The organism is Oleiphilus sp. HI0117, from assembly GCF_001635235.1.
The window spans coordinates 1-1,034 of sequence record NZ_LWGA01000173.1 but is presented as its reverse complement, the minus strand read 5'-3'; the positions used below and the strand labels follow the sequence as shown (position 1 = coordinate 1,034).

Annotated in this window: 1 protein-coding gene and 1 pseudogene; both read left to right on the top strand. The window is 44.9% G+C overall.

The features are described 5' to 3' along the window. The coding region (locus tag A3757_RS02255; protein ID WP_231878190.1) for a hypothetical protein at positions 1-675 on the top strand (675 nt) is incomplete at its 5' end. A 112-nt stretch (positions 676-787) separates the two neighbouring features. Next, positions 788-1,034: pseudogene (locus tag A3757_RS02250) on the top strand (hypothetical protein); the annotation flags it as partial.

Below are 1,034 nucleotides of genomic sequence, written 5' to 3'. Positions count from 1 at the left end.
AGTCTCGAAGGGAGCTCGTTGGATTCTCTCATTCAGGCTAAGGGGGGCTTAGTCTCCCGGCGGCTTGAGGATATCACTAGAGGGGTTTTGTCAGAGTTTGAACATGTTGCTTATATCACTTCTGTGTCAGGGCATCAGCACTGCCTTTCTTGGCGTTATACGCCTGTTTATGGAGAGCAGGAAGAGTCTGTCTCTATCTCGTCTCGGCAAGTTTTGGTCATCGCGACACCTTTAGCTGAACCAACTATTGTAGATGAGAGGAAATGGTTGGATGTTCATGATACTGAAACAGGTTTGTTAAACCAAAAAGGTTTAGAAGCGCGCCTGACTGATTTGATTGGCAGAGACGACCAAGCGTCACATGCCCTTGCATTGTTGCGAATAGAGTCTCAGTGGCGTGATGAGGTTAAAGCGTGCTTATCAACAGAGTTGGATAGCGCATTTAGTCTTGTTAGTTTGGATCGAAATGAAGTGGCGATATTGATGCCTTCAACCTCACAACCGGATGCGGCCGGGAACCTGAAGCACTATTGTCGGTCTATCGGTGAAATAACACAGAAGGGCATTATGCCTTTAGGTGGTTTGCATGTTTTCACTTCCGTAGCGCGAGATCCTTTAACACTTATTCAGCACGCTAGAGATGATTTGGCCAGACGAATGTGCAATGAACCCTAAGGCAAATTGCGCACTGATCTATGAGATCTGTACGTAATCCTATACCTAAAAAAATTCATGACTGCGTTATCGTTGTTTCTCCATAAAACAATCAAAAAGCTGGAGAAGCAAAATGATTAGATTAAAACAAAAAAAATTGATAGACCTGCCAGTGAAGATGGCTAAGGCTGTCAAATTTGCAGCTGCCTGTATAGTTTCTGTGAGTGTTGTCGGTTGTACAGGTAACCCTTACGAAGAAGTGGCAGATCGCAATGACGTTATTACTCTGGGCGACTCGATCTTTGATCTTAATGGTGTCATTCAAGAGACGCTCGAATCCTATGCCGGTGAGACCTTTCGAGATTACACGCAAAGCGGAG